Source organism: Luteibacter sp. HA06 (genome assembly GCF_054061215.1).
This window is the reverse complement of sequence record NZ_JBSSDZ010000001.1, coordinates 984,522-1,004,052: the sequence shown is the minus strand read 5'-3', so window position 1 is coordinate 1,004,052 and position 19,531 is coordinate 984,522. Positions and strand designations below refer to the sequence as shown.

The following is a 19,531-nucleotide window of genomic DNA, read 5'->3' as shown; positions in this document are numbered from 1 at the left end:
GCATTCCTGGGCGTTGGGACGAAGCCCGCCTAGCCTGCCGTATCGCGAGGCAATAAAAAACCCGCCGCTCCCTGGGGAGCGGCGGGTTCGGTGTTGCGTACTACTTACTGACCAGCAGCGGTCGAAGCAGCAGCCGGAGCGGCCGTGCCGGCAGCAGCCGGAGCGGTCGTGGCAGCAGCCGGAGCGGCGTCAGCCGGGGCAGCAGCCGGAGCGGTTGCAGCAGCGGCCGGAGCCGTGGCGGCAGCAGCCGGAGCGGCCGGGGTAGCGTCTTCGCTCTTGTTGCAAGCGGAGAGCATGGCGGCAGCGACGAAGGCGAGTGCAGTGATCGAAGCAATCTTCATAGGTTTGGCTCCTCAGTTGTTATGTATATAGGCGCAAGCGCGACGGCGGATACCCGCCGGATGGCGGGCCCTCCACGGCTTTCGCCGCGCGTGCAGATGATAAATGGTTTCATCCCTGACGTGCCCGTACGAAGACAGACGCGACAAGATTGCAACGATCATGATGAAGCGTAGATGTCTGGTGAAGCAAGCGTGACGTAATCGCACGCTTTTTTCAGAATAATCGCCTTACGCCCCCGGAAGCCAGCCCCTAGCCTTGTCAGTCAGAAATTGCGATCCGGACGCCCTGTCCGGTCGCCTGACAAGGAGAGAGTGGATGCGCACGGAAAAAACCTTAAAAACCCGGTACCTGTCGGCGATGATAGCTGTTTTTGCGCAGCCCGCCGTGGGCGCGGATGGACCACTATGGGTTGTCGATGGGACGGAATTCGACCTACCCGCAGGATCCTGGGAAACGACCAATCCGTCCAGGCCGGCGTTGTTTATCAAAAATGGCGGAACGGTTACGGGCACCGCCGTCGGCATCAAGACCACGGGTCAGGGTGCGTCAGCCATCAAAATCGAGGGCTTGAGGGGTGAACTCACTCTGACAGGGGGGAAACTTCAGACAGCTGGTGGAAGCGCGCACGGTCTTCTGAACGCGGGAACCGGTCGCGTGAAGCTCACTGACGTGGAAATCGTCACTGGGGGCGGCTTGGCGAACGGTGCTCGGTTCGAGGGCGAGAACGTTGAAGGCCTACTCGTTGGTGGCAGCGTGACGACCACGGGCTACGCCGCAATCGGCTTGCTTGCCGTGGACGGTGCCCAGCTCGCCACCGAGTCGACCCGCGTGTCCACGAGCAACACATCGGCCCATGGGTTGGCGGCGGAGGGCGCCTCGTCCGGGCTGCGCGCGACAAAAGCGACGATCGAAACGCTTGGTGAGGAGGCAATGGGAGTGCGGGTATCGTCCACCGGAACAGCGGTCGTGACCGACACCTCCATCACCACCGCTGGGAAGGGTGCGCATGCGATGCACTCCGACGAAGAGGCCGCCTTCGTCACCGTCTCGGGTGGCCGCTTGAAGACCAGTGGCACACAGGCCAATGGGTTTGACGGCGCTAACAAGGCGCTGGCCAGCATCAGCGGCACCCACATTGAGACGTCGGGATTCAATTCCGCCGGTATCGACCTGCGCGCAGGTACGCTCAATGTGAGCGACACAGACATCCTCACGCACGGCGACCAAGCGTACGGCATCGTGGCGATGGGTGGCGATTTCCCCGGACGCGTACCTTCCGTCGACGCCACGCGCACGCACATCGTGACGGAGGGTCGGACCGCAAACGGTGCTGACGCCCGTGACGGCGGGCGTATAAGCCTCGATGAGGTGGACATCCTGACGACGGGGCAGTTCGCCAACGGCCTGAGCGCAGTGAATGCTTCGATCATTGCCAACGGCACAATGGTCAAGACCACTGGAGTCGCCGCTTATGGTGCGGACGTAAGCGAGGGAGGCTCCCTGACGATCCAGGGTGGCTCGATCGAGAGCGAACAGGCCGCCGCACTGCGCCTGTACGACGCGACCAAGGTACGCATCAGCGGAGGTGCAGTTCTGGCCGGCCCCGCCTTCATCGACGTCTACCCCACGTCCACCAAACCCATCACCGTAACACTGGAAAACAAGAGCGTCGCGATTGGCGACATCCGTCTCGCCGACGTCAGTGGTGCGCCTACGCCGGATGCTACGAAAACATCCCTCACCTTGCGCAATGCATCCATGTGGCATGGCGGTACCGACATCGTGCGAGATCTCACGCTGGAGGAAAAAGCCCAGTGGTCGGTCGCGCGCGACAGCCATATCGGGAGCCTCAACAGCGACCAGGGCATCGTAACGTTCGCCTCCGCCCCCGGTACCTTCGCCACGCTGACCATCGCTGGCGACTACGACGGCAACCAGGGCTTGTTCCGCATGCGTACTCGGCTCGGTGACGATACCTCGGCGTCCGACCTGCTGCACATCATGGGCAACACGACCGGCAGCAGCTCGATCGCGGTCGATACGCTCGACGGCGCAGGCGACTACACCAACGACGGCATCCGTCTGGTGCAGGTCGACGGCAGCTCGCATGGTCGCTTTGAACTTGCCGGCCGTGTGGTCGCGGGTGCTCACGAGTATTTCCTCTACCAGGGGGCGCTCAGCGCGGCGAACGATGGCGACTGGTACCTGCGCTCGTCGCTGGAGCCGGAAACGGTGGATCCCGCCATCATCGATCCGCCCGTCACGCCCGAGACGCCCGAACCGGGTGTCGACCCGGTGGTGCCGGTGGTACGTCCGCGCCTGCTGCGACCTGAGGTCGGCGCTTACCGGGCAAACCAGACCGCTGCACTCGAGATGTTCCAGGGCGGTCCCGGCGCCGGCGAAGACGACGAACGCGATGGTGCACGCCATAACGTCTGGGCGCGCTTCGATCGCCGCCATACCTCGTTCGATATCGGTGAGCAGCTGACCACCACGTCGTCGGCCAGCGAGCTGGCGCTCGGTGCCGACCTGCTCCGTGATCCCGATACCGAGGCTCACCTCGGCGTCATGGCGGCCGTCGGTCGTGCCGACACGCGGGGCACCTCGCTGCTGACTCATTACGCTGCAAGGGGCCGCGTGCGTGGTGCGGCTGCAGGGCTGTACGGCGGCTTCCGCAGCGACACCGGCACGTACATACGCGGCTGGACACAGTACGCGCACGTCAACCAGCGTGTCGAAGGCGATGGGCTCGCCGCCGAGCGCTACGGCAGCGGCATGCTCACGACAAGCCTGGAAGCCGGACACCGCTGGCGCCACGCGCTCAGCCGCCAGACCGACGCGTACATCGAGCCGCAGGCGCAGATCCTCAGCACCCGCCTGCGCGGAGGTACGCATCGTGAGACCAACGGCACACGCATCGGTCCGCTTCGTGGCACAGGCGCCACCGCACGTCTCGGCGTGCGCACGGCCGCTCGCTGGAACACGCCGAACGGCCACGTCGCCTCGCCCTACTTCGCCGCAAACTGGATCCGTCGCCTCGGCCACCTCGATGCCACGACCTTCAACGCGGAGTCGTTCGATGCCGGCGTGCCGCGCAACAGCTACGGCCTGAAGCTCGGCGTCGCGCTCATGCGCAGCAACGGATGGCGGCTCTGGACGGATGTGGAAACACGCTTCGGTGCTCATCGCTACCGTCGGGTGACCGGGTCCATCGGTATTCGTAAGGCCTGGTAACGGGGAAAGTGAACTCGAGGCGGGCTACACGTCCGCCTCGAGTTCACCTCACCCGGCCAACTCGACTGCCACAGGCCGCGCCCTGCGCGCGGTGACCGTGCTTCCGATGGAAGCCATCACGATGAACCCGATGGCCAGCCACTGGCCGCTCGCAAGGTGCTCGCCGAGCAACACCATTGCCAGTAACGACGCCACGGCGGGCTCGAGGCTGACCATGATGCCGAAGGTCTCACTGGGCAGACGCTTGAGCGCCATCATCTCCAGTGACATGGGAATCGCACTGGAAACAATGGCTACGCCGAGCCCGGCCAGGAGGATCATCGGATCCAGCAGGCTTCCGCCCGCGTGCGCGACACCATAAGGCACGACCACCAGGCTTGCCGCCACGAGGCCGAGCGACACAGATTGCCCCGCGTGCAGATGGCCGGCCTGTTTACCGAAGAGGATGTACAGCGCCCAGCAGACGGCCGCGCCGAGGGCGAGCATGACGCCGGTCGGGTCGAGCGTACTGTTATGGCCGAGCGGCAACAGCATCACCAACCCGGTGATCGCGCAGGCGAGCCACACGAAGTCGACGGCCCGGCGTGACGCGATCATGGCGACGGCGAGCGGACCGCTGAACTCGATGGCGACGGCGATACCGAACGGAATCGTCCGCAGCGAAAGGTAAAAGAGCAGGTTCATGACGCCGAGCGTGAGCCCGTAACGAATGACGAAGCCCGCGTCCCGACGGCTCAGCGGCCAGCGCCACGGGCGCCAGAACAGAAGCAGCACAATGGCGGAAAAGCCGACGCGCAGCGCCGACGTGCCTTCGGCGCCGATAAGCGGGAACAGCTTCTTGGCGAACGATGTGCCGATGCACAACGACGTGACCGAGCCGAGCACGGCAAGCGCGGGGAGCACGAGGGAGGGACGCGGGGAAGTCATGGATGCACTGTAACGGCTGACGTGCACGGCGCCCATGGGGCTGGGCAGGACTGCTGCCACGAATGGTAGACCATTTGTTCATTATAGACATATAGTCCACATCACGATCAGCCTGCTGATGAGCGCCGATGACTGCCCTGCCCGACTTCCGACTCGAAACCTACTTCTCCCGTTGGGAGTTCGCTGCCCGCTTTCACCTGACGGCGTCAGACGCGCAGAGCATGAGGGTGGATGAACTGCTGGCGCTGGCAGAGCCGGACGACCAGGAAGCCTTTCAGTCGCTGCATCTTGGCTACACGCAGACTTACGGCTCGCCGGCCCTGCGCGAGGCCATCGCCGGTACCTACGACACGCGCAACGCCGAAGACATCCTCTGCTTTGCCGGTGCCGAGGAAGGCATCTATATCGCCATGCGCGTACTGCTCGGCGCGGGCGATCACGCGATCGTGGTGACACCGAATTATCAGTCCGCGGAAACCGTGCCGCTGTCGATCTGCGAGGTTACCGGTGTCGCGCTGGATCCCGAGGATCACTGGTCGCTCGACATCGATCGTGTCGCCGCTGCCATCCGGCCGAACACCCGGGTGATCTCGATCAACTTCCCGCATAACCCGACGGGCAAGATCCTCGAGCGGGATCGTTACGACGCGCTGGTGGCCCTGTGCCGCCAGCGCGGTATCTGGCTCTTCAGCGACGAAGTCTATCGCCCGCTCGGGCCGCCAGGCACAGAACATCTGCCGCAAGCGGCCGACATCTATGAGCGCGGCATTTCGCTCGGCGTCATGTCGAAGGCCTACGGTTTGCCCGGGCTTCGTATCGGCTGGATCGCCTGTGCCGACCGCGACCTCCTGCAGAAGATGGAGCGGTACAAACACTACCTGTCGATCTGCAACTCCGGCCCGTCGGAGCAACTGGCACTCATTGCCCTGAAGGCGCGCGAGATCATCCTTGAAAAGAACCGCAGAATCGTCGGCGACAACCTCGATGTGCTGGACGCATTCTTTGCCAAATGGCCTGAACATTTCGCGTGGTATCGGCCAGACGGCGGCTGCGTCGCTTTTCCGCGGTACCTCGGCAAGGGCAGCGTCGAAGCGTTTGCCACGGACCTGGTCGAACGTGCGGGGGTCTTGTTGCTGCCTGCCGAGCACTATCGCTCCGAGCTCGCTCCGACGCCTGTCGATCGGTTCCGTATCGGGTTTGGACGCGCCGACTGCGCCGAGGCGGTGGCTGCCCTCGACAACTATCTGCGCCGTTGACGGACGAGGAGACACCGTGCTTCGAATGACGCGTGACAAGAAGCCTGCGGGCACCCATCGGCATGGCGCGCTCCGATGCTTGCTGGTCGTCGTTGCCCTTGGCTTTCTGCCCGGCAGCGCGACGGCGGCGGCGGCAGCGCAGGTTGTGGGGCAAGACCGAGCGATATCCGAGACGAACGATGCGCCGGGCCGCCCCCTACCCGGACACGTCTACAAATTCGTCTTCGACCAGAACACCGTTTATGACGCGTCGCTGGGATTCAATCCCGGCCTACACGCGCTTTCTGCCTTGATTGCGGAATATGCCGCTTACGGCATCGACGCCAGGCATCGCTCTATCGTCGTGGTGCTGGGCGGGACTTACGCCGACATGGCGTTGACCGACGCAAGCTATCGTCGCATCCACGATGGCAAGCAAAATCCTTCCCTCGACGAGATCAAGGCGCTTGAGCTCCTCGGCGTCGTTTTTACCGTGCCGGTGAAGGATGTCGCAGCGCTTTCCATGAACGCCGCGGACATCCATCCTGGCGTGAAGATCGGCCCGAGGGCGAGCATCGTCTATCTCGACCTCGAAGCCGAAGGCTATGTCTTCAGCGGCACGAAAAGCCTCACGACTGAATAAGCAGCATCGGCGCGATTCAGCGATCCTTCGCCTTGTTTTTCTTGACGTACTCGCGGTATGCCTCCATGGCAACGTCACGCCTCAGCAGCTTCGACTCCGGGTCGAGTGTGTAGAGCGCGTGCGCCGGTAGCGTGACGTCACCGCTGCCGTCGGTCATGGGCAAGGTCACGACATGGTCATCGACGCGCACATCGACCGGCATCGGGAACGGACCCTTGCCCGGTACCGACCAGACCAGGTGCAGATGCTGTCCGTCGCGCGTCACTTGCAGATCAGGCAGCGCCGCCTGGTAAAGGTAGACGTTGAAGAACCAGCGCAGATCCTTGCCCGTTACCTTGTCGACGATATCGACAAAATCGTTCGTGGTGGCATACCGCGGCGAAAAGTTGCCCGGCAAGGGATGCTCGGTGCCATACACCAGCAAACGCACTGACCGGAAGAAGGCGTCGTCGCCGATCAGGCCGCGCAAGGTGTGGAGTACCAGTGCTCCCTTCGAATAGATGTCCTGACCCGGACCGCCACGTTCGTCCTCGTAGACATCTTCCTCGCGGCGTGGCTTGCCCGACACGATCGGGTGGCGATTGGCAAGACCGCGGCGCAGCTGCATCAGGTTGGCGAAGTAGGCCTGGCGACCACCCAGGGATTCTGCGTACAAGGGCTGCATGTACGAGGCAAACGCCTCGTGCAACCACATGTCGTCCCAGTTGGCGTTGGTCATCTGGTTGCCGAACCATTCGTGCGCGAGTTCGTGCTGCAGGAGATCGTCGTAGCCGTAGGGAATCTTCGCGTACTCGTTCCCGTACGCGTTGATCGTCTGGTGCTCCATGCCTTTGAACGGCGTTTCCGCCACGCCCATTTTTTCGGCGCCAAAAGGATACGGACCGATGACGCTCTCGAGGAAATCGAGCATCGGCGGGAATTCAGCGAACAGCTCCCGCGCCTTTTTGTCGTCATCCACATACCAGTAGTGGATCGGGATCGCGTTGCCGAAGCGACTCGGATACGACGCGGAGAGCTCACGGTATGGCCCGATGTTCAGTGCCACGCCGTAGGTGCTCACATCGTGGCTGCGCCAGTGATACGTGCGCATGCCGTCAGCCTCGTCCATGCCCACGGCGACGCCGTTGCCGACGGCAACCAGCGGCGCCGGCACGGTGACGTGCTCGTCGACGAGCTTCGGCCGCCCCATCGGGTGATCGATGCAGGGCCAGAACAGGTCACACCCCTCCCCCTCCACCGCGGTAGCGATCCAGGGTTTACCGTCCGGCGTCGTTGCCCAGACGAATCCGCCATCCCAGGGAGCGTGGACCGCGGTGTGCGGACTGCCGTGGTAGGTCACGCGTACCGTGGTGCGCGCGCCGGCATCCAGGGGATGGGGAAGATCGATCTCGAGACGACCCTCGGGGTTGCGATAGGCGGTGCGCGGCAGCGCCGTGCCGTCGACATCCACCGCGTCGATGGGCAGGTTGCGATCGAGGTCGAGCACCACGCGGCGCAGCGGTGCGGTCGCGGCGAAGGTCAGCCGGGCATCGCCCTCGATCCAGTGCCGTACGGGATCCACGCGAAAACTCAGGTCGGCATGCTCGAACGTCACGGCCAGTTGCTCGGGCGCGCGGGGGGCGCCTGAGTTATGCGTCAGGTCCGTCAGGGGCGGCGGGCCGGGCGGAGCCGAGGGGGAGCAGGCAACCGTGGTCAGCGCAAGGCTTACGCCCAGCAAGAACGTGTTTCGCATGTCGGAGGGGCCGGAAGGGGAAAGGGGATGCCGCGACACCATACCTACCCAGCCGGGCTCCGTCATCGGTCTTTAGATGGGTATGCCGCGGGTGGCACTTCATGCAATCCAGGACAACCGTCGGTGGTTCATCCTAGGTAAGGGTAACGATTCAAACCATCGAGGGTGCCGTGAACGTACGCATGTTGCTGTCCATCATCCTGGCGTGGGCGCTCTGCGCCGGTCGCGCCGTTGCCGACCCCGCGCCAGCCGAATCGCTTCCGGTCGAAGGGTCGATGCCTTCGTTGAGTGGTGCGACGTCATGGCTCAACGGCCCCGCCCTGACATCGACCGGGCTGCGCGGCAAGGTGGTCCTCGTCGACTTCTGGACATTCTCCTGCATCAACTCGCTTCGACCCCTTCCCTACCTCCGCGCCTGGTCGGACAAGTACCAGGCAAAGGGGCTCGTGGTGATCGGGGTGCAGTCCCCTGAATTCGCGTTCGAGCAGCGACTCGACAGCATCCGCGACGCCGTCGGCGTCCATGGGATCCACTTTCCCGTCGCGATCGACAATGGCCACCGGGTGTGGAACGCGTTCCAGAACGAGTATTGGCCGGCGATTTATCTCATCGATGCCGAAGGACGCATTCGTTATCACCACTTTGGCGAAGGGGATGTCGACCAGACCGAGCGAGCCATACAGCAGCTTCTCGCCGAACGCGGCGCATCGGGCTTCGATCGCAATCTCGTGAGCGTCCATGGCACGGGTGCCGAAGCCGCGCCAGACTGGGACAACGTGAAGTCGCCCGAAACGTACCTGGGTTACGCACGTACGGAGCGATTCGCTTCGCCGGGCGGCCCGTTGCAGGACGTGCGTCACGCCTATTCAGCGCCGACGGCGCTCGATCTCAACGACTGGGCCCTCGCGGGTGACTGGACCATGGGCGCCGAAGCAACCACCGTGCGCAAGGCGAATGGACGCGTTCTTTTCCGGTTCCACGCACGGGACCTGCATCTGGTGGCGGGGCCGGAGACACGTGGCAAGGCGATCCACTTTCGCGTTCGACTCGATGGGAAACCGCCAGGGGGCAACCATGGTGCGGATACCGATGCCGAAGGTAATGGGACGATCGATGGCCAGCGGCTTTATCAGCTGATCCGGCAGGGAGCGCCGATCGAGGACCGGACGTTCGAGATCGAGTTTCTCGAGCCGGGGGCGGAGGTGTTTGCAGTTACGTTTGGGTGAGGGACGGTGGGTGACGCACAAAAAGAAAAGGCAGAGCGGGTGCTCTGCCTTTTCTTTTTGTACGGTTCGGCGGATGGGTTCGCCGATGAATCGGCTACCGCAGAAAGAGCCGTTGCGGAATCAGAACGGTTGTGCACACCTGATCCTTGTACTCTATGGAAATAATTACCCTTAAACAAGGTCTTAGCCGAGCCTAACTCGACAGCGAGGGTGGAATTTGTCGAGATATCGAGTGAAACACGGCGAGAACGCCACAAACCGACCCTGCTGCGGTTCTATTGCTGGGCGCGACCGGCGCCCAACGGTCGAGCCGCGGAACGCTGTTACGCGGCACCGCCGGTGTGGGAGAGAAGGACAAGCGATTCCTGCATAAGGTCGCGAATGTTTTGTAGTGCCCGACGACGGCTCGCGCGGGCAAAATCGGTGGACGCTAAAAGCAACGGCGGCCGTCCGGAACACGGTGACAGCGCGGCGCGCCTCGTCGGTCTTGGCTACGACTGGGTCCAGTCGGTCGTTGACGCGGTACGTATTCGAGCGGTGGGGCATCCGCAACGTCTAGGTGAACGACCTGGAGGGCACTGTGCGCGGGAGGTTCGGCATTGCCGGCGACGAAGCGTTCGGCGTGCCAATCGGTGCCGACGCTGCGCGCCTGGGCACCGTTGCGGAGCCGCTGCCCACCTCCCGCAAGCCCGCTGAAGCGGTTTTACGACGATGGTGCGACCAAGGTGCTGGTCACGCATTTTCCGCAGAGCCGCGAAGATATATTATTGCAGGGTCTCTCGCTTGCGGCTTTAGGCAATAAGGCGAAATCGGGATAGATCAGCTGCTCGGTATCGTCCACTTCGTTCTCCCACACCGTAGAACTTGCCAACGGCTGCACCCGTCGCCGGCGAAGCCCCGCGCAAGCTGCGCTTTCGACGCATGGGTGCAGTAGCAACTACATGATGTCGACCTTGACGCGAGTGGTCTTCTTTTCGTCGGGCACGGTTGCCCCGGCAGGAGCCGAACCCTTGACCCTGACCATCACCGCCTTGAAATCGCTGATCGCTTTCGGACTCAGCCTGGCAAGTCGCCCGCGAATAAAATCCTTTTCAGGGACGCCGCCACTCTTTAGTGCGCGGGCCGGCGTAAAAGGATTGCTTGCATCAGGAATTTTACTGAGCAATGGGGCGATGAAGGTTGTTTGGTCGTTCGGGTCGGCACCAACTATCACCAGCCAGTAGTAGCCTGCGCCTTGGTCCTGGCTTATTGGCCCCGCCATACCGAGCCGATCGCCTATATCTTCGAAAACGCGCCGATCGTTCTCCGCAGCAAGGGCGGGAGCAGGACTGACGCCGTCGGTATACGCGACGACGTTGCCGTTTTTAATAGCATCCCTTGCCAGCATTGCGATTCTCGGCGGGAAGCAGAGCGCCTGATTATCGAGCAGCTGCAGGGATGCCACCGCGTACGTTTTGGGCGGGTCTTCATTGACTTTGGCGGCATGCGCGGACAGGGCGTTTAGCGTCAGTTCGCGCACCGCATCGACATTCTCGGCTCCGAATAGAAACCGACGCGTGTAAATGTCGATGCCCGAAAGGGCGGCTGACGATCCAAGCGTAATGATCGCCAGACGATCCAGGTCACCAGCCCCGCTTCCACCATCCAATGCGATGACCCCCGCCGCCAACGTGCCAATGATTCCTATCGCGTCCTTCCAAACCATTAGCCGCGTCTGGTTTCGCCCCGCCTCGGCGAAGAAGTCGCTGCAATTGGCGTACACCAGCGCTGCACCGACCTGGAACATTTCAGTGCTTGCAGCGACTGGGGTCACTCCCGACGGCGGGTTCGCAGCAGCATCGGCTGCGGCCGCAAATCTTTTAGCCAGACTCGCAGACGTAGCATCCGCCGGGGGGCTTTCAATTCCGCGGGCAGTGAGGATAGGTGGCGGCCCTTTGGTTGTCGCGCAACCGGCCAACACAACCACCAGTACCGTGCAAACAACAACTCGCATAGCCCCTCTCATTGTGCGTACAACTACCTGTGCTTAGCCTTCGCAGACCCATTGGCCCATGCCCTGATCGAATATCCCCCTCCGCAGAACCCGATGCCATACAACGTTTGGCATGCCTACATTAAGAGGCAAGTAGAAATGCCTAGCGCCGAAAGGCGGCGCTCAACGGGAGCGAGCGTTGAGGAATGCGACGACCCACGTTCGTCAGGTTGGAAGGCCGACAGCGGGTGTGATACGCACCACCGCGCTGCACAGAAAGTTGCCGGATATGTATATGCATAGAGTCTAGAATTTCCGCAGGGCGATTACGTCGCGCTTCCAGGGCCACCGGCACCTGGCTCTACGCGCCGCGAATACAGACGACAGCGCCCCACGCTGGCCGGAGTCGAGACCGGTACTACTGGTCCTGAATCATGTGCCTCGGAAGGGGGTGCGGAGCCGCACAGGATCGATCTAAGGTGGCGCTCCGTCCGTGAGTTGCGCTACGGACCACACGTCGAACGCTTGATAGGGACGTTCATGTGGTGGGTTCATGAACTTTCAGGGAAGCCCTTAAGCGACACTCAGGTCAACGGAGACTGTGACAGCTCGCTCTGTAGGATTCGCATATACACTAGCGCGACATTCCTGACACGCCGTGCTTCGATGGCGGTTGAGGGAAGGAGTCTAGACACGCCAGCGGCCGGCCTCGGCGAGCAACGTCGGGCTCATCGCACTGCCTTCTCTTTCATTTGCCTTATCGCCAACGGCGACCAATGGCACTGGTCTGGCCTTGCCGCCTAACTGCTCGATGAATCGGGCTCCACGACCTGCGCGGTGTGCGTCAACGGTCATGCGAGCATCTTGTTGACGATAAGGACGGCCCGCAGGCCATGTCACTGCGTGGTCATCCCGCAGGGGCCCTTGCAGTCGGCGACGCACGTATTGATCTTACGACGCGAAATCCGACGGAATCGTGGCTTGCGCGATGCGCTCGCTACAGCTCGACTCGAGCCCGAATGACCTAGAGGCCACCGTCGCAAAGGTCCTGGTTGCCGGCCAAAGCGCGATAGAGCTTGGCGAGCCAGTAATTCAACTGACACTTCCTCAAAGTCCCCCGCTCCCTCTATTAGCTTCTCCGCGACGCGGGCAGCGTCTTCACCCTGCCCGTAAGCTCGACGAAGCGCGGGATACAGCGCCCCTACTCAAATCCGGGCGGACGTCGCATCCGTACGCGACTATGTCAGAGACCTATATTCGTGTCACGAGATAGTGTTGCCATGTCTGGGATCGTCCCTGGCTTGACCAACGATGGCGCTAGCGGCTGGGATGCTTTGGCTTTTATGTCGACGCTGATCCAGGCTGGCTTTATCGGGCGGCCCTTGGACGCAGAATTCGCGAGCGAGGCGCTGACATTCACGCAATTGGTCTTGTTCGCGTCGACTTCGACGGACTTTATTTCCGCGCCCGGTGTACCGCCCACCGCTGAGACGCCGGCGATGAGCACCGACCCGGCGCTTTCATCAGCGCAGAACCGCTGCGTCACTGCTTTAACTGTGCCAGGCGGGACCACGGCAACCATCGATACGGGGCGAGTGGAGCCGCGAGATGCCGCAACTTGTGCGGCCTGCATGATGCCTTTGATAAAGTCGATGTCTTCCTTCGCGGCACCGATCGGATTCATAAGCGTAAGTGCCGCATTGCTCGGGTCACCGGCCTCGCATAGCCCAACTAGCTGTCCTTCAGAATTCAGGATGGGGCAACCGCTAGCCCCAGCGACAAATTGAACATTGGTCGGATAGAACCCGTTTTCCGCGGGGCGGTTATTTAGGAGCTGTCCGGGTACTCCAAGCACGTCATTTAACGGTGGTCCAATTGTCAGAGCCACGAGCTGAAAATCGGGTTTCACACGTGGCAGAGGACTGGACGCGACATCAATAATGGGCCAATCGTTCCTTATATCTGGAAGTAAAAGAAACGCGGCGTGACTTCGGGGCTCTACCGCTCGACGGTTAGGATCAAAGCCTGGGACGAACGTCTGTAGGCGATATTCATCACCATCGGCTGATCGAATGCGTCCCGATATCCGACCTAGCCTTTCGTCTGGTCCAGGAATGATCACGTGCGAGGCAGTCATGATCACTCCCGTCGGATCTATAATGAAACCGGTACCGTGCCTAACGGACGGCATCGCACCGGGTACGTCGGACGTAAACGTTACGGTCAAGTAGACGACGGCGCCCTTGTACTTGTCGGCCATCGCTGCACTGCTAACTTGGCCATACGACATGGCCGATCCGAGGGCCACGATAGTAGTGGACGCTGCGAGAATTAGGCGTTTCACGATTTTCCTCCGCCGTAGTTCCCTGGGTTATTAAGCAGCGTGATCGGCGTGGTTCGCATCAACTGCTTCGGTGAGAACCAGATATGTCTATCAGGATTGTCTTTCCCATCGACTGCGTAGCCGAGCGTATCCTTAATGCAAGACCAGACAAGCTTTGAGCAGTAGAAACAAGATGTGTCGGCGAGATTGAAGTTCCAGAAGTTGTATGGGATATCGCAGTATGTGAGGGCCTTGCTGGACACCTTCTTTCGATCGATCGCGGAAGCATTGCTGAGTCTGCCATGCCACACGAGCTCATCCGTCCTGCTCTTTAGCCAGTCTGCGTATCGAATTGTCCTGACTTTCTTGATGTCCCCCCAGATCGCCTCAACGATTAGAGGGTCTGTCGATGTCTCTGTAATGATCGCAACATGACCGGTGTAGAGGCTTGATCCGTAGGGAACGAATCCTCCGGTTTGTGGCGCATCATTGAAATATGTGGCGCGAAATTGCCTGTACGTCATTGTCTCAAGCAACGTTCGCGCTTCTGACTCCCCTGGTGTGGCGTTTGATCCCTTGTCGCGGATTGATTTCACAAATGCGTCGCGCTGCATTATCCATGTCGCTGCGGATTTAGCTTCGTCGTTCTCGTCTTCGAGAGCATAGGCGACGAAGTCATTGATGCCTCGTGGCCAAATAAAGTCGCCCGCCTGGAACTTATTTGGATCAGGGTGTGGGTTGTCGCCTTGCCCCGATGAGATAGCTGCGTTCAACCTCGACGCCTCAAAGATGGCAACTCCCGCTATCGCGGCCGTCGCTGAAAGAAACTGACGTCGAGTACCCATAACTCTCTCCAGCGGCACGCTTAGCAGAAGGAATTCTCACCTACACAGGGTCGCCAGCGAACACGCCCGCCGGGCCCGTGTAAGGAGCGAGAGCTTTCTGAAATATGCCGATGCCGTATCGCGGTCAATAAGCCGTTTGGCCACAACGGTGTATACCTTCCTTACTGCGCTGCGCAAAAACGGCAAGATGGTCGTGCAGGCGACCGTCGCTGCAGTTGCTGATGCCGGCACCATCCCCTACCTGCCCGTGATCGTCGCCGCGAGGGCGGCCGTTATTTTCTTCTCCGGCATCCCGGCCAGGGTCGCCAAGGCCATCAGCACCTCCGCGCTGGCGGCAATGAGTTCCGGAAACTTATCACCACTCAGGTAAGTAGCGTCATGTGCGACAAGATTTCGGAACTCGACCGCTAGCAGGAAGAGCGGCCACGTATCTTCTGAAAAGAATGCAGAGGCGCCCACCTTACCGTGAAGGCGAAGCGATTTCTCGATAAGGAACTCAGGCGTACAGTATCGAAATCTGGCATATCGCTTGTGCATGCGGTCGGCAGTTGCGACGTTATGCTGAACCACAAGACTTCTCGCAAAACCCTCTACGGCTGAGACCATGGTCACAAGCTTATTCGGACCGTTACGCGAAGCAGCGCACTGGTGGATCATCGACTACAACGAGCAACGACCGCACGCCTCGTTGGGCAACATGACACCCAGCGAGTACCGTCAACAAGCCGCCTGATGCTCTAGTTTTGAAATGTCTGCTTGACGGGGAAGCTTACGGGGTCATCTATGCGGGCGAAACGGCGAACTTTTCTATAAAGGATTGCCAAAAAATTAACGGCGAACTTTCCAAGTGGGAGAAAACCATTAGGCGTTGGCATGGAGACAACAAGGCCAAGCTTATTGAAGTGTGGGATCGAACTCGCCCCTCGGACTGCCCGGTCGGGAAATATCGCGACTAGATCGGCGGAATGGCGGGACTCCCCCGCCATTCTTCGGTAACACAGAGAATCGCTAGACCTCGTTCCTGCCTGGCCGCGCGGCTATACCATAAACTGGCCGCATGCCCGCACCATCCGGGGCATTGTCGTTACGCCCTCACAGCCCAACCGCGACTGATATTCATCGGGCTCGTCCGGCGGACTCCAAATCATGCGTACGCGCACTGCGGGTTCGAATCCCACCCTCTCCGCCAAGCACAGTAAAGTCGGCGGCGCCCAGTGCTCCGGAAGGTCACTGGGCGTTGTTCGTTGCGGGGCTTCCGGGTAGGTCGACACGGGTCGCATGCCCGCGACCGCGGTGTCCAGCTAAGACTCATCGAACCTGGCAAGCCGAAACCAGCCGGCGTCAACATCAGCACAACGTGAGTGGTGCTGCACCTTCTGGACGTGGGGTCACAATAAATAGCTACTCATCGACGTCACTGAAGATCGACCTGGATTCGGCCTCCTCGGAGATGGACGCCGAAGGGATGGACGTGAAGAAGCTGTCCTCGCTCTGAGTCGATTTTCGGCCCTCTACGCGACCCTTGGCTTCACGGACATAATTTTCGAGCTCCGTCAGACGGTCAGTCAGCTCCATACTGTCCATAGCCAGCCCATGCATATCGCTTAGAAACGATGTAACTGGCTCAAACTGATCATCAATATCGGCGTCGGCATCAGCTTCCTCTTCTATCTCGGAAATTCTGCTCGGCACTGTGTCTTCAAGCATCACGACGAGTCTCACCGTCAGCTTCATCAGCTCAAATGGCGAGAACATATCTAAGACCAGTTGCTCCGATACAAAGGACGCATCAAATCTCTCTGTTGCGGCATCGTGCAGGAACTCGCAGGTTAACTGCCTGGTCTCGTCCTCTAGAAGCCCCAACGAAAATGCCGTGGCACGGAGCAGGATTTCTGCGCGGCGACGTACAGATACCCACGGTGGGGACTGCCCGCGACGGCTGGCAAGGCCAGGCTCCGCGGCCAAGACATTCTGGACGATGTGCGGGGTTGCTCTGCGATTTAGGAACTGGAAAAGCTCCTCGTTCGAATTCTTCTCATCGGGCGTTTCCAAGAGTCTTAGAATCAAAGCATCTCCGCTTGACTTAGGAACGACAACTGCATCAGCAACATGTGGGGCACCCTCGCATACCGCCTCCGCGAGAAGGGTGGCGAGCTTCGTGCCCCTTACGTAAAGGCCGACTAGGTCGGGCGCCGCGCTGAGAATGCCGCTTATCGCATCCGCGAACGTGGGATGCACAAACGACCAATGATGTTGGCCACCTTCCTTTCGTTTAACGAGAAATGTTCCATCTAGCTGCTCGATCGCTCTCGCCATAGCTGCCACCGACGTTGCATACTTATCGGCGACGAGCTGGCCCTCATCGCTTTCGATATCGGTGGGGAGCAGCCGCGATCTGAATAAAAATACAAGGGTCAGTGCGGCCTGCTGCGCTGTAGCCAACTCGCGAATAGTCCCAATGAGAAATTCTTGCGGCTCATGTACGAAGCGAGACAGATCGCTTGGCAGTTTTCTCAACTGCGTCGTGTACGCAGCGTCGCCGAGCCTCCTGGCGATCTCCGGTAGCAAGTTTGTATCATCAGCCAGCGATGGAAGGTATGGCTTGATTAATCTTCGCCAATCGTGCGACTGATTACCGGATTTAACGTGATTGTAGAGAATCTGTTGACGCTCCTCGGGCGAGAGGCTTCCGACGTCTACGACAGACTTTCGATTTTCCAACAATGGATGGTTTCGCGTCCCTAACTTGTGCCGCGCTTCGTTCCAAATGTGCGTGCGCGACGTGAGTATGAAGTGATTACCTTGGTCTAGCGCTGCCTTCATCTTCGGCATGAATTCAGTCCAGGCGTCTACATAGTCCTCGCGCAGTTGATTGGGTCCAAACGCATCGTCGATCCAGAACAAGCGCTTGTTGTCATGAGGATTCCAACGAGGGCGCATTTCCAAGGGGCCCTCGCACTTGAGGCATTCCAAGCCCTGCGTATCGATCGCCATGGTGGCTAAGATAGCTGCAAGCGTCGATTTGCCCGTCGCGGGTGCTCCGAGGAGGAGTACAAGCTTGTGACTTCCTAGCAGTCGGACCGCGGTGCGATGAGAGGTTGTCGGGACATAGATCTTCAGGCTCGGAAGCAGATGGCCCAGAAGCGAGCGCGTCTGACTAGCAGCGCGCTCGTCCAAGATCGATGCCAGGTCGCCAAGTCCGTAGACACGCGGCACCAGCGCTCTCAGGCGAGCGCTCGCCCTGATTTTCGCTGTCAGCCACTCTCTACCTAGGACATGCGGCCGGCGAACGCCTGCTTCCAACAGCTTGCCGCGTATCGCTGTTGCAACAGACGCGTCCACGCCCATGCTCGTGATGAAGATATACGTGTCCGCTTTGCCCGAAGCTGCAAGCTCTCTGACGCTGTCTAACTCGGCGGATATGTCGCTTGCCTTCAGGCGGCGCTCGGCTTTACTGCTGAATTTGCACTGGACCGTCGCCTCGTGGGATGCGCCGTTCGTTCCGGCGGAGAGAAAGAAGCATGCATCTTGCCCCCCGTCTTGTGCCTCCCGATAGACCGACACTGTGCAGGAATACTCTTCCTCGCAAACCTGTGCGCAGAGGTCTTGGAAGGCTTTCCAACCCAAGGTGTTGAGGGAAAAATCTACGTGGTACGCCTGTGCACTGGGAGCCGTCGTCGTCATGTCTGGTATACCGTCTTGTTTGCCTATGGACTGAAGCTTTCTCCGACATTCCCATCGTTTTCAACTCTTCTGAGGGAATTGGTCCTTGAGCCGAAGCTCGAAGCCCTCCAACCAAGTCATGATCTGGACCGCTCAGACTTTCATAGACAACTTGGAGCCATAATTTGCGGCAACCGAGGAGGTCCTTGTGACTGGCAAACGATACACCGACGAGTTCAAGATGGATGCAGTTAGGCAGGTGACTGAGCACGGGCGGGCCGCTCGCGTTCCAGTCGTGTAGCGAAAGCGGCGCGCGGTTACGCTTAGCACCCCATGGGGCCGGAGGTGTTCCCGTGCCTGTCGTGGCCGTCGGCGGCCATGTCCTCCTGCTCAGGGAGTGTCCAAAGAAGGCTGGTAGCCAGCCATGCGGTCGTGGTTGAAAAACCGTGTCGGCGGCAAGGCGTTCCAGCGATGACCGAGGGCCGCCGCCAACACCCAGGGCCCGAGAAAAAACAGATCCACCCCGTCTGGCTCGAGACGGATAACCGCCGCGCTGACCGCATCCTTGATGGTGCGGACGCTGGCTTGCATGTCGTTAGCGGACACCACTGCGCGCGGCAGGTGCAGATGAATGATGGCGGTGTCTGCGCCGAGGAACTGCCGTACCTCGTCGAGGGGATCGCGAATCACGCCAATGACCACCCTGAGACGTCCGCCTGCCAGCAACGCCGGTACGTTGATGGACCATTCGGCGGCATTGCTCCCCGGCGCATGCGCGTCCGTCGACCAGACCCCATTGGGGACGGCCAGGTCGAGGTCGAAGCCACGCACTACTCAAATCTGGGGGGACGTCGCATAGGCTCAGGAGCTCTCCCCCACGGATGCCTAGGTAGAACAGAAGATCCATCATCAGTGCGTTTCTTACACGCACGCCATCGTCTTGACATGGCGATTGTTTCCCTTCGGGATCCACTACCTCCCAGAGCGTCGCTACCTGTTCAGAAGTCGGCCCCCTCTTTACCTCAGCGTTTCGTTTCCCGACGGGCCGACGACTCTTCAGTCCGCGATGAACCAGTTCAATTTGGCGCGCGGCCGACTCATCCACTGCTGAGCCCAGCATGGTGTGGGACAGCCAGCGTAGATAGTTGGCCATGTGCGTCAGGCGGACGTACTCGCTTCCCGTATGTACCCGTTGGTTTGCATTGCTGTGCCGAAGAGACACTACCACCGCGCTGTCATGCGTACTAAACCGCTTCTGGCATATGTCTCTGATTGCATCCAACTCGGCGGGGTTCAAGAAGCACCGATCTCTGATTCGGCCCTCCAGATCGATACCGCACGTGCTGCAGTGGGTAAGGAGTACATTTAGGGCAGCACACACAGCATCCA

13 protein-coding genes and 2 pseudogenes are annotated in these 19,531 nt (G+C 60.5%); 6 read left to right on the top strand and 9 right to left on the bottom strand.

The features are described from left to right. Nucleotides 1–104 precede the first annotated feature (104 nt). Nucleotides 105–341: a hypothetical protein gene (locus ACVWWJ_RS04375; RefSeq protein WP_159894709.1), complete on the bottom strand. Its 237-nt coding sequence runs from the start codon at nucleotides 339–341 to the stop codon at nucleotides 105–107. Nucleotides 342–996: 655 nt separating this feature from the next. Here ACVWWJ_RS04375 and ACVWWJ_RS04370 point away from each other — a divergent pair. Further along, on the top strand, nucleotides 997–3,576 hold the full coding sequence (locus tag ACVWWJ_RS04370) for an autotransporter family protein (RefSeq protein ID WP_456966909.1): 2,580 nt from the start codon (nucleotides 997–999) through the stop codon (nucleotides 3,574–3,576). 48 nt (nucleotides 3,577–3,624) lie between these two features. Here ACVWWJ_RS04370 and ACVWWJ_RS04365 read toward each other — a convergent pair whose 3' ends face one another. Beyond that, a complete protein-coding gene (locus tag ACVWWJ_RS04365) occupies nucleotides 3,625–4,503 on the bottom strand; it encodes an EamA family transporter (RefSeq protein WP_456966908.1) in 879 nt (292 codons plus the stop codon). 128 nt (nucleotides 4,504–4,631) lie between these two features. On the opposite strand from ACVWWJ_RS04365, the gene ACVWWJ_RS04360 reads away from it, so the two are divergent. Together ACVWWJ_RS04360 and ACVWWJ_RS04355 are read left to right on the top strand one after the other, a co-directional pair. Further along, a complete protein-coding gene (locus ACVWWJ_RS04360) occupies nucleotides 4,632–5,759 on the top strand; it encodes an aminotransferase class I/II-fold pyridoxal phosphate-dependent enzyme (protein WP_456966906.1) in 1,128 nt (375 codons plus the stop codon). Nucleotides 5,760–5,784: 25 nt separating this feature from the next. Next, nucleotides 5,785–6,381: a hypothetical protein gene (locus ACVWWJ_RS04355; RefSeq protein WP_456966905.1), complete on the top strand. Its 597-nt coding sequence runs from the start codon at nucleotides 5,785–5,787 to the stop codon at nucleotides 6,379–6,381. 16 nt (nucleotides 6,382–6,397) lie between these two features. On the opposite strand, the gene ACVWWJ_RS04350 is transcribed toward ACVWWJ_RS04355, so the two are convergent. Next, the gene (locus ACVWWJ_RS04350) at nucleotides 6,398–8,113 is read right to left on the bottom strand and encodes a M1 family metallopeptidase (RefSeq protein ID WP_456966904.1); all 1,716 of its coding nucleotides are present in this window, start codon (nucleotides 8,111–8,113) and stop codon (nucleotides 6,398–6,400) included. Between the two features lie 170 nt (nucleotides 8,114–8,283). Here ACVWWJ_RS04350 and ACVWWJ_RS04345 point away from each other — a divergent pair, with 170 nt between their 5' ends. Beyond that, complete coding sequence (locus tag ACVWWJ_RS04345; protein ID WP_456966903.1) at nucleotides 8,284–9,339, top strand: redoxin family protein; 1,056 nt, start codon at nucleotides 8,284–8,286, stop codon at nucleotides 9,337–9,339. 937 nt (nucleotides 9,340–10,276) lie between these two features. Here ACVWWJ_RS04345 and ACVWWJ_RS04340 read toward each other — a convergent pair. The 4 genes and pseudogenes from ACVWWJ_RS04340 to ACVWWJ_RS04325 form a co-directional block, all read right to left on the bottom strand. Next, nucleotides 10,277–11,125 (bottom strand): hypothetical protein, encoded by an 849-nt coding sequence (locus ACVWWJ_RS04340; protein ID WP_456966902.1) that lies wholly within the window; start codon nucleotides 11,123–11,125, stop codon nucleotides 10,277–10,279. Between the two features lie 1,429 nt (nucleotides 11,126–12,554). Continuing rightward, entirely contained in the window at nucleotides 12,555–12,995 is a 441-nt protein-coding gene (locus tag ACVWWJ_RS04335) for a hypothetical protein (protein ID WP_456969763.1), read from the bottom strand. A gap of 51 nt (nucleotides 12,996–13,046) precedes the next feature. After that, nucleotides 13,047–13,502: pseudogene (locus ACVWWJ_RS04330) on the bottom strand (S1 family peptidase); the annotation flags it as partial. Between the two features lie 149 nt (nucleotides 13,503–13,651). Further along, entirely contained in the window at nucleotides 13,652–14,479 is an 828-nt protein-coding gene (locus tag ACVWWJ_RS04325) for a YiiX/YebB-like N1pC/P60 family cysteine hydrolase (protein ID WP_456966901.1), read from the bottom strand. A gap of 148 nt (nucleotides 14,480–14,627) precedes the next feature. Here ACVWWJ_RS04325 and ACVWWJ_RS04320 point away from each other — a divergent pair, with 148 nt between their 5' ends. Then, nucleotides 14,628–14,849, top strand: a complete 222-nt coding sequence (locus tag ACVWWJ_RS04320; RefSeq protein WP_456966900.1) for a hypothetical protein — start codon at nucleotides 14,628–14,630, stop codon at nucleotides 14,847–14,849. A gap of 258 nt (nucleotides 14,850–15,107) precedes the next feature. Continuing rightward, nucleotides 15,108–15,212, top strand: a pseudogene (locus ACVWWJ_RS04315) (integrase core domain-containing protein); the annotation flags it as partial. Between the two features lie 668 nt (nucleotides 15,213–15,880). Here the strand turns inward: ACVWWJ_RS04315 and ACVWWJ_RS04310 are convergent. Then, nucleotides 15,881–18,163, bottom strand: coding sequence for an nSTAND3 domain-containing NTPase (locus ACVWWJ_RS04310; RefSeq protein ID WP_456966899.1), 2,283 nt, complete (start codon nucleotides 18,161–18,163; stop codon nucleotides 15,881–15,883). Nucleotides 18,164–18,532: 369 nt separating this feature from the next. After that, entirely contained in the window at nucleotides 18,533–18,973 is a 441-nt protein-coding gene (locus tag ACVWWJ_RS04305) for an SAVED domain-containing protein (RefSeq protein ID WP_456966898.1), read from the bottom strand. Between the last annotated feature and the right edge of the window lie 558 nt (nucleotides 18,974–19,531).